This window comes from Amycolatopsis ruanii (genome assembly GCF_003385175.1).
Lineage (GTDB): Bacteria > Actinomycetota > Actinomycetes > Mycobacteriales > Pseudonocardiaceae > Amycolatopsis_E > Amycolatopsis_E thermalba.
Window position 1 is genome coordinate 1 of record NZ_PQHY01000128.1, and the last position, 8,811, is coordinate 8,811.

Sequence of the window (8,811 nt, forward strand, 5' to 3'; positions counted from 1 at the left end):
CAGCAACACCGAACGAGCCGCCGCGCTTGCGCCCTGGCTCGAGCACTACAACACTCAACGCCGCCACAACGCACTCGGCGGCCACCCACCCACCAGCCGACTGCCACCAACCTAACGGCCAAGTACACCTAGCCGCCCTGCTGCCGGTTCCACATCGCCCGCAACCGGGCGTGGCGTTCCTCGAACCGGGTGGTGTACCAGTCCCACCACGGCGTCGGCTGCGTCCGGCCGGTCACCACGATGGTGTGCACCAGCCGCTGTCCGGCCCGTGCGGGTCGCCCGGCTCCAGGCCTCCTCGGCCGCGGTGGTCAGGATGAAGTGGTGGTGCCAGGTGACCGTGACGCCCCGGTACCCCAGGTTGTCGACCACCACGTGCGCGCCGGTGCTGCCCACCGGGGCCGACTCCGGCGCCATACGCTGCAGCGCCTCGGGGTCGTGCGGCTTCGGGTAGTCGCCCACCTCAGAGCCGCCGGTTGGCGAGCGCTCCCGTCGCGTTGCGGGCCTTTTCCGCGACCTCCGGGTCGATGTCCACGACCACCGACTCCGGCCCGGCGCCCAGCTGGGCGTGCACGCGCCCGAAGCCGTCCGCCACCGTCGAGTACCCGATGCCCGTCGGCGCCTTCGGGTTCACCTCGACCCCGCTCGCCGCCGGGTCGGCCTGGCCGCAGCCCAGCACCCAGCAGCCGGAGTCGAGCGCCCGCGCCCGCACCAGCACCTCCCACTGGTCCCGCTTGCCCTCGCCCGCGCCCCACGACGTCGGCAGCACGACCGCGGCCGCGCCCCGGTCGGCCAGCGCGCGGAACAGCTCCGGGAACCGCACGTCGTAGCAGGTCGCGAAGCCCAGCGTGACGCCGTCGACCTCGACGGTCACCGGCGACGCGCCCGGCGCGACCGTGTCCGACTCGCGGAACCCGAACGCGTCGTAGAGGTGGATCTTGTCGTAGCCGAGGTGGTGCCCGAGCCCGGTGATGAGCAGCGTGTTGCGCACCCGGCCGTCGTCCGACGGCGTGAACATCCCGGCCACCACCAGCACGCCGTGCTCGTCGGCGATCGCGGCCACCGACTTCGCCCACGGCCCGTCCAGCGGTTCCGCCAGCGGCCCGAGCGGCACCCCGAACCGCGCCATCGCCGCCTCCGGGAACACCACGACCCGCGCCCCCTCGCCCGCCGCGCGCGCCACGCCCTCGCGGATCGGGGCGAGGTTCTCCGCGGGGTCGGCACTCGATGTGAGCTGGCACAAGCCGATCCGGAGCACCGGCTACCTCCCTGGTCGTCGTCAACGTTCCAACTCGTACCCTAGACCCATGTTGAACCGCATCGACCTGCGTGGACGCGTGCCGTCCGCCACCGAACTCCGAGCCACGCTCCCGCGTGCCGAGATCGACGTGGACGCGGCGCTGCATCAGGTCCGCCCGGTGGTCGAGGCGGTCCGCGAGCGCGGGGTCGAGGCGGTCCTGGAGTACACCGAGCGGTTCGACCGCGTGCGCCCGGCGAGCGTCCGCGTGCCGCGCGCCGAGATCGAGGCCGCGCTGACCACCCTGGACCCGGCCGTGCGCGCCGCGCTGGAGGAGGCGATCGACCGCGCCCGCAAGGTGCACGCCGACCAGCGCCGCACCGACGTGACCACGACGGTCGTCGACGGCGGCACGGTCACCGAGCGCTGGGTGCCGGTCGAGCGCGTCGGCCTCTACGCCCCCGGCGGGCTCGCGGTGTACCCGTCGAGCGTGGTGATGAACGTCGTCCCGGCCCAGGTCGCGGGCGTCGGCTCGCTGGTGCTGTGCTCGCCGCCGCAGGCCGAGTTCGGCGGACGGCCGCACCCGACGACCCTGGCCGCCGCGGCGCTGCTGGGCGTCGACGAGGTGTGGGCGGTCGGCGGGGCGCAGGCCGTGGCGCTGCTGGCCTACGGCGGCACCGACACCGACGGCGCCGAGCTGGTCCCGGTCGACCTGGTCACCGGACCCGGCAACATCTACCTCACCGCCGCCAAGCGCCTGCTGCGCGGCCTGATCGGCATCGACTCCGAGGCGGGCCCGACGGAGATCGCGATCCTGGCCGACGAGACCGCCGACCCGGTGCACGTGGCCGCCGACCTGGTCAGCCAGGCCGAGCACGACCCGCTCGCCGCGAGCGTGCTGGTCACCACGTCGGCAGAGCTGGCCGACGCGGTGGACGAGGAGCTGACCGCCCGGGTCGCCGCCACCAAGCACACCGAGCGCATCGGCGAGGCGTTGCGCGGCAGGCAGTCCGGCACCGTGCTGGTGTCCACTGTGGAGGACGGTCTGCGGGTGGTGGACGCCTACGCGGCCGAGCACCTGGAGATCCAGACGGCCGACGCGCGCGCCGTCGCGGCCCGGGTGCGCAACGCGGGCGCGGTGTTCGTCGGCCCGTACGCGCCGGTTTCGCTCGGCGACTACTGCGCGGGCTCGAACCACGTGCTGCCCACCGGCGGCTACGCGCGGCACTCGTCGGGGCTGTCCGTGCAGAGCTTCCTGCGCGGCATCCACGTCATCGACTACAGCGAGCAGGCGCTGCGCGAGGTGGCCGGCAAGGTCGTCGCGCTCGCCAACGCCGAAGACCTGCCCGCGCACGGGGAAGCGGTCACCGCGCGCTTCCCGGGAGGAGCCGAGTGAGTTCCGACGACGTCCGTCTCGAGGACCTGCCGCTGCGCGAGGACCTGCGGGGCCGCAGCCCCTACGGCGCGCCGCAGCTGGACGTCCCGGTCCGGCTCAACACCAACGAAAACCCGTACCCGCCGCCGCAGGCCCTGGTCGACGACGTCACCGAGGCCGTCCGCGAGGTGGCCGCCGGCCTGCACCGCTACCCGGACCGCGACGCGATCGCCCTGCGCCAGGACCTCGCCGCGTACCTGTCCGGCGCGACGGGCGTGTCGCTGACCGAGCGGAACCTGTGGGCCGCCAACGGGTCCAACGAGGTGCTGCAGCAGATCCTGCAGGCCTTCGGCGGTCCCGGCCGCAGCGCGCTGGGTTTCGAGCCGTCGTACTCGATGCACCCGATCATCGCGGCCGGCACCCGCACCGACTGGGTGCCCACGCCCCGGCGCGACGACTTCACGCTCGACACCGGGGCCGCGGCGCGGATCATCGCCGAGCGCGGGCCCGACGTCGTGTTCGTGACCAGCCCGAACAACCCGACCGGCGGCTCGATCCCGTTCGACGAGCTGGAGCTGGTGCTGCGCGCCGCGCCCGGCATCGTCGTCGTGGACGAGGCGTACGCGGAGTTCTCGTCGCAGCGCAGCGCGGTCGAGTTGATCGAGCGTTACCCGGCGCAGCTGATCGTGTCGCGCACGATGAGCAAGGCGTTCGCCTTCGCCGGCGGGCGCCTGGGCTACCTCGCGGCCGCCCCGGCGGTGATCGACGCGCTGCAGCTGGTGCGGCTGCCCTACCACCTGTCGCTGCTCACGCCCGCGGCCGCGCGCGCGGCCCTGCGGCACGCGGACGAGACGCTGGCCACGGTCGCCAAGCTGGCGGCCGAGCGTGAGCGGGTCGCCGAGGGCCTGCTGGGCCTGGGCTTCGCGCCGGTGCCCAGCGACGCCAACTTCATCCTGTTCGGCCGCTTCGCCGATGCGAAGGCGAGCTGGCAGGCCTACGTGGACAACGGGGTGCTGATCCGCGACGTCGGCATCGCGGGTCACCTGCGGGTGACCATCGGCACCCCGGAGGAGAACGACGCCTTCCTGGCGGCGAGCAAGGAGGTCCCGCGGTGAGCCGCGTCGGCAAGGTTTCCCGGACCACCAAGGAGTCCTCGATCACCGTGGTGGTAGACCTGGACGGCACCGGGCAGGTGGAGGTGTCCACCGGGGTCCCGTTCTACGACCACATGCTCAACTCGTTCGGCGTGCACGGCTCGCTCGACCTGAAGATCGACGCGACCGGCGACATCGAGATCGACGCGCACCACACGGTCGAGGACACCGCGATCGTGCTGGGCCAGGCGATCCGCCAGGCACTCGGCGACAAGTCGGGCATCCGCCGCTTCGGCGACGCGTGGATCCCGATGGACGAGACGCTCGCGCACGCCGCGATCGACGTGTCCGGCCGCCCGTACTGCGTGCACGTCGGCGAGCCGGAGCAGTTCAACACGTTCACCATCGGTGGGAACTACCCGTTCGTGCTGACCCGGCACGTGTTCGACTCGCTGTCGTTCCACGCGCAGATCGCGCTGCACGTGCGGGTCATCCACGGCCGCGACCCGCACCACATCGCCGAGGCCCAGTACAAGGCCGTGGCGCGTGCCCTGCGCGCGGCGACCGAGCCGGACCCGCGCGCGGGCGGCATCCCCTCGACGAAGGGTGTTCTGTGAGCAAGGAACTGGTCGCCGTCCTCCTGCTGGCGCTGGGCGGCTTCCTGGTCGGCGGCGTCTACAGCACGTGGAAGACGGCCAGGGTGCTCGCGATCCTGTTGCTGGTCGCGGCACTCCTGGCCGTCGGCGGCGCGGTCGCCTGGCTGGTGTCCTAGCTCCGGGCCTCTTCCAGCTCCCGCTGGTCGTCGAGGTGCTTGGCGAGGCTCTCGCCCTCGACGTCGACGTTCGGCAGCGCGCGCTGCAGCCACTTCGGCAGCCACCACGCGTGCTTGCCGAGCAGCGACATCACCGCGGGCACGATCGTCATGCGCACCACGAACGCGTCCACCAGGACGCCGAACGCCAGCGCGAACCCGATCGACTGGATCAGTGACAGCTCCGCCGCGACGAACCCGGCGAACACGCTGATCATGATCAACGCCGCCGCGACCACGACCCGGGCGCCGTGCCGGAACCCGCTCACCACGGCGTCCCGGGCGTCGGCGCCGTGCACGTAGTCCTCGCGCATCCGGGTCACCAGGAACACCTGGTAGTCCATCGCGAGGCCGAACAGCACCCCGATCAGCAGGATCGGCAGCATGCTCATGATCGGGCCGGTCGAGTCCACGCCGAGCAGATCGGTGAGCCAGCCCCACTGGAACACCGCGACCACCGCGCCGAAGGTCGCCACGACCGAGCCGAGGAAGCCCAGCGTCGCCTTCAGCGGCACGATGATCGACCGGAACACCAGCATCAGCAGCAGGAACGCGAGCCCGACGATCAGGCCGAGGTAGGGCAGCATCGCGCCGGCCAGCTTCTCCGACACGTCGATCTGCAGTGCCGTCTGGCCGGTCACCGACAGCTTCGCGCCGGTGGCGCCGGAGAGCCGGTCGGACTGGTCGCGGATGCTCGCGACGAGCCGTTCGGTCTCCTCGCTGCTCGGGCCGCTCTTCGGGATCACGGTGACCAGCGCGGTGTCGCCCGCGGCGTTGAACTGAGCCTGGGTCACCGCGGCGACGTCCGGCAGGCGGGAGATCGAGTCGGTGGCTTCGGTGGCGGCCAGGCGCGGGTCCGGCGCGTCGGCGGAGTCGATGACGACGATCAGCGGCCCGTTGGTGCCTTCGCCGAAGCCCTTGCTGATCAGGTCGTAGGCCTTGCGCTGGGTCGAGTCCGGCGCGGCCGTCGCGTCGGTCGGCAGGCCGAGCTGCATGCTCAGCGCCGGGATCGCGACCACGAGCAGACCCACGACGGCCGTCACCAGCACCGGAACCCGGTGCCGGCCCACGTACCGGGCCCAGCGCTCGCCCATCGCGGGCCTGCCGTCGTGCTTGGGGCGGGCGCGCTTGCCGGCCACCTTGCGGCCGGCGAAACCGAGCAGCGCGGGCAGCAGGGTGAGCGCGATGAGGACCGCGACGGCCGCGGTCGCCGCGGCGGCGACGCCCATCTGGCCGAGGATCGGGATGCCCACGACGGTGAGCCCGACCAGGGCGATGATCACCGTCAGGCCCGCGAACACCACCGCCGAGCCCGCGGTGCCGACCGAACGCCCGGCGGCCAGTTCCGGATCGTGCCCCTCGGCCAGCTCGTGCCGGTAGCGGGAGACGATGAACAGCGCGTAGTCGATGCCGACGGCCAGGCCGAGCATCAGCGCGAGGATCGGGGTGTTGGAGTTCAGATCGACGAACCCGGACACGGTCATCACGCCGGCCATGCCCACGCCGACGCCGATGAGGGCGGTCAGCAGCGGCAGCCCGGCGGCGACGATCGAGCCGAACGTGATCGCCAGGACGATGGCCGCGACGATCACGCCGATGCCCTCGGTGGCCTCGGTGGCCGGCACGCCTTGGATCGCGTCGCCGCCGAATTCGACGGTGAAACCGGCGCTCTTGGCCGCGGTGGCGGCGGATTTGAGCGCTTCCCGGTCGCTGTCGGTGACCTCCGGGGCGGGGACCTTGTAGCTCACCTGGGCTACCGCGATCCGTTCGGTGACCGTCTTCGCCTGGTACGGGTCGGCGACCGCCGCCACGCCCGGCGCGGTCTTCAGCTTGCCGACGAGGTCCTCGACGGTCGCCCGGGCCGCCGGATCGGCCAGTGTCTGCCCGGCCGGCGCCTCGATCGCGACGCGTGCGGTGGCGTTGCCGGCCGCCGCCTGCGGGAACTTGTCCTTCAGGTGGTCGATGGCCTGCTGCGCCTCGGTGCCGGGGATGGTCACCGAGTTCGACATCTGGCCGGACAGCGTCAGCGCGCCGCCGCCGAGGACGAGCAGGATCGCCGTCCAGACGCTCGCGACGAGCCAGCGCCGGCGGAACGAAAACCGGGCTAGGCGGTAGAGCAGGGTGGCCACGTACTCGGCTCCAATTCAGTCGAGTGACATCCGATCCGGTGACTCTCGAAGCTAGCCGATCGGCAAGTGCTTCGCCAAGCCGATCGGCTAGTGTGTGACTAGCCGCACGGCTAGGGCCTCAAACGTTTGCAGGGCGATTTCCGGTCGCGTACTCTTCGGCTGCTGACGAGGAGGTTCACCAGTCGATGGCAGCCGTGGCCGGACACGAAGACACCCGAACGCGCCTGCTGGCCACGGCATTGCGGCTGTTCACCGCGCACGGGGTCGAGGGAACGTCGCTGCAGATGATCGCCGACGAGCTCGGGGTCACCAAGGCGGCGGTGTACTACCACTTCAAGACCAAGGACGAGATCACCGAGGCCGTGGTCGAGCCGGGGTTGCGCGAGCTGGGGGCGGTCGTCGCGGAGGCGTCGCGGGAGCGCAGGCCGGGCGCGCGGATCGACCACATGCTGGCCGGGTTCGTCGACCTCGTGGTCCGGCACCGCGCGCTGGTGGCGTTGTTCTCCAGCGACCCCGGGGTGGCGCGGGCGCTGGAGAAGCACTTCTTCGGCAAGGAGAGCAGCATGGCCGGGATGATGACGATCCTGACCGGCCCCGACCCCGATCCGGCGCGGGTCGTCGCCACGCACGCGGCCGTCGCCGGGATCGCGCTGGCCGGCGGATCGCCCGACCTGGCGCACTACGACGACGACACGCTGCGCGAGTCGCTGCTCGAGGTGGGGCGCAAGCTGCTCGGCCGGCCGCGCCGCCGCCCCGGGCTCAGGTGAGCGGCAGCGTCAGGCAGGTCGCGGTCTCGGTGAAGCCGCGCCGCCGGAAGTAGCCGGGAATGCGCCGGGCGACGACGTTCACCTCGACGGCCCCGGCCCGCCGCGCCCGCTCCACCACCGCGTCGACGAGCATCCCGCCGATGCCCTGCCCGCGGTGCTCGGGCGCGACCACGAGTTCCAGCAGCTGGCTGACCGGCCCGGCGGCGTGCAGCGACAGGACCCGGGCGGCCAGCACGTAGCCGACGACCTCGCCGTCGCGGTCCGCCACGAGGAAGTCCGTGTCGTCGTAGGTCATCGCCGCGATGAGCTGCTCGTAGTGGTGGCCGAACGCGGCCCGCTGGGGCGGACGGCCGTCGGCGGTCTGGCTGAGCAGGGCGAAGACGGCGATGGCGTCGGTGACATCGGCTGGCCTGATCCGCACCCGTTCATTGTGCTCAGTTTCCGTGACGGCGCAGGTATCGCGGAGCGCTCCAGTCGGGTGAGCCGGACGCCGTTCGCGCTCACCTGGAAGCGGTGGCCGTCGTCCGTTTCCCGTGCCGGGAGCCGACCCGGTCTCGCGGTCCCACGGTCACGCGCCAGGTGCACGTCGTGCCGGGACCGTGGGCGCAGGCCCTCGCCGGCCACCGGAACCCAGCTTCGCCACCCGAATGATCGACTTTTCGTCCATGGTCGCGTCCAGTCGCCCACGATCGGGGTAAGCGGCGCAGGGTTTTTGTCGGTGGGCGCTGGTAGTCAGGGAGCACGGACCGAAGGAGGACCCCGATGACGAACCCCGGACTGCTCGAGTTGTGGACCTCGCCGCAGGAGCGGGAATGCCTGAGCTGCTACGTGCGCCGCCTGCTGGCCGATTTCGGCTGCGACGGCACGCTGCGCTGGACCCGGCGGTGGCGCGCCCTGCGTGCGCCAGGGGTGGCTGCGCTCGACCGAACGCTCCGAAAACGCAAGGTCAGTTGCGACTGCGGGGTGCCGCCGGCACTCGGCGCCCCGCCGCGCGACCACAGCTCGGGCGCGGCACCACCACCGGCCGCTCTCGGCGCACTATCGCCCCACGGCGGGTTGGGCGCGGCACTACCCCCGGCCGCGCTCGGCGTCCCGCCGCCCCACCGCGACACAGGCGCGGCGCCACCTCCGGCTGCGCCCGGTGCCCCGCCGCGCGACCGCGGTTCGGGCGCGGCGCCACCGCCGGCCGCTCTCGGCGCACTATCGCCCCGCCACGGCTCGGGCGCGGCACTACCCCCGGCTGCGCTCGGCGTCCCGCCGCCCCACCTCGGCACAGGCGCGGCGCCACCTCCGGCTGCGCTCGGCGCACCACCGCGCGACCGCGGCTCGGGCGCGGCACCACCCCCGGCTGCGCTCGGCGCCCCGCCGCCCCACCTCGGCACAGGCGCGGCGCCGCCCCTG

The 8,811-nt window shown here is 72.8% G+C and carries 11 protein-coding genes; 7 read left to right on the forward strand and 4 right to left on the reverse strand.

Features of this window, described 5'->3' with window-relative positions; translation table 11 throughout:
- A partial coding sequence (locus D0D28_RS34420; protein ID WP_162831103.1) for an integrase core domain-containing protein occupies positions 1-115 on the forward strand: 115 nt, incomplete at its 5' end.
- 13 nt (positions 116-128) lie between these two features.
- Here D0D28_RS34420 and D0D28_RS37450 read toward each other — a convergent pair.
- Positions 129-251 (reverse strand): hypothetical protein, encoded by a 123-nt coding sequence (locus D0D28_RS37450; protein WP_255407852.1) that lies wholly within the window; start codon positions 249-251, stop codon positions 129-131.
- Positions 252-460: 209 nt separating this feature from the next.
- Complete coding sequence (locus tag D0D28_RS34430; protein ID WP_116115362.1) at positions 461-1,255, reverse strand: carbon-nitrogen hydrolase family protein; 795 nt, start codon at positions 1,253-1,255, stop codon at positions 461-463.
- A gap of 49 nt (positions 1,256-1,304) precedes the next feature.
- Here D0D28_RS34430 and hisD point away from each other — a divergent pair, with 49 nt between their 5' ends.
- The 4 genes from hisD to D0D28_RS36435 are packed head-to-tail and all read left to right on the forward strand — an operon-like array spanning position 1,305 to position 4,475.
- On the forward strand, positions 1,305-2,630 hold the full coding sequence (hisD, locus tag D0D28_RS34435; protein ID WP_094004364.1) for a histidinol dehydrogenase: 1,326 nt from the start codon (positions 1,305-1,307) through the stop codon (positions 2,628-2,630).
- Entirely contained in the window at positions 2,627-3,724 is a 1,098-nt protein-coding gene (locus tag D0D28_RS34440; RefSeq protein ID WP_116115364.1) for a histidinol-phosphate transaminase, read from the forward strand. The genes hisD and D0D28_RS34440 overlap by 4 nt, the downstream gene beginning before the upstream one ends.
- Entirely contained in the window at positions 3,721-4,320 is a 600-nt protein-coding gene (gene hisB / locus D0D28_RS34445; protein ID WP_094004366.1) for an imidazoleglycerol-phosphate dehydratase HisB, read from the forward strand. The genes D0D28_RS34440 and hisB overlap by 4 nt, the downstream gene beginning before the upstream one ends.
- Entirely contained in the window at positions 4,317-4,475 is a 159-nt protein-coding gene (locus D0D28_RS36435) for a hypothetical protein (RefSeq protein WP_167481565.1), read from the forward strand. Before hisB ends, D0D28_RS36435 begins: the two co-directional genes overlap by 4 nt.
- Here the strand turns inward: D0D28_RS36435 and D0D28_RS34450 are convergent.
- Complete coding sequence (locus tag D0D28_RS34450) at positions 4,472-6,643, reverse strand: MMPL family transporter (protein ID WP_116115366.1); 2,172 nt, start codon at positions 6,641-6,643, stop codon at positions 4,472-4,474. The genes D0D28_RS36435 and D0D28_RS34450 overlap by 4 nt on opposite strands.
- A 185-nt stretch (positions 6,644-6,828) precedes the next feature.
- Here D0D28_RS34450 and D0D28_RS34455 point away from each other — a divergent pair, with 185 nt between their 5' ends.
- Complete coding sequence (locus D0D28_RS34455; RefSeq protein WP_094004368.1) at positions 6,829-7,410, forward strand: TetR/AcrR family transcriptional regulator; 582 nt, start codon at positions 6,829-6,831, stop codon at positions 7,408-7,410.
- On the opposite strand, the gene D0D28_RS34460 is transcribed toward D0D28_RS34455, so the two are convergent.
- Positions 7,403-7,831, reverse strand: coding sequence for a GNAT family N-acetyltransferase (locus D0D28_RS34460; protein ID WP_116115368.1), 429 nt, complete (start codon positions 7,829-7,831; stop codon positions 7,403-7,405). The genes D0D28_RS34455 and D0D28_RS34460 overlap by 8 nt on opposite strands.
- Positions 7,832-8,172: 341 nt before the next feature.
- Here D0D28_RS34460 and D0D28_RS37760 point away from each other — a divergent pair.
- On the forward strand, positions 8,173-8,811 hold a 639-nt coding region (locus tag D0D28_RS37760), incomplete at its 3' end, for a DUF2695 domain-containing protein (protein ID WP_116115370.1).

Coding starts and splice junctions, on each gene's coding strand:
- hisD (WP_094004364.1), top strand. CDS start 1,305: ATGTTGAACCGCATCGACCTGCGTGGACGCGTGCCGTCCGCCACCGAA.
- D0D28_RS34455 (WP_094004368.1), top strand. CDS start 6,829: ATGGCAGCCGTGGCCGGACACGAAGACACCCGAACGCGCCTGCTGGCC.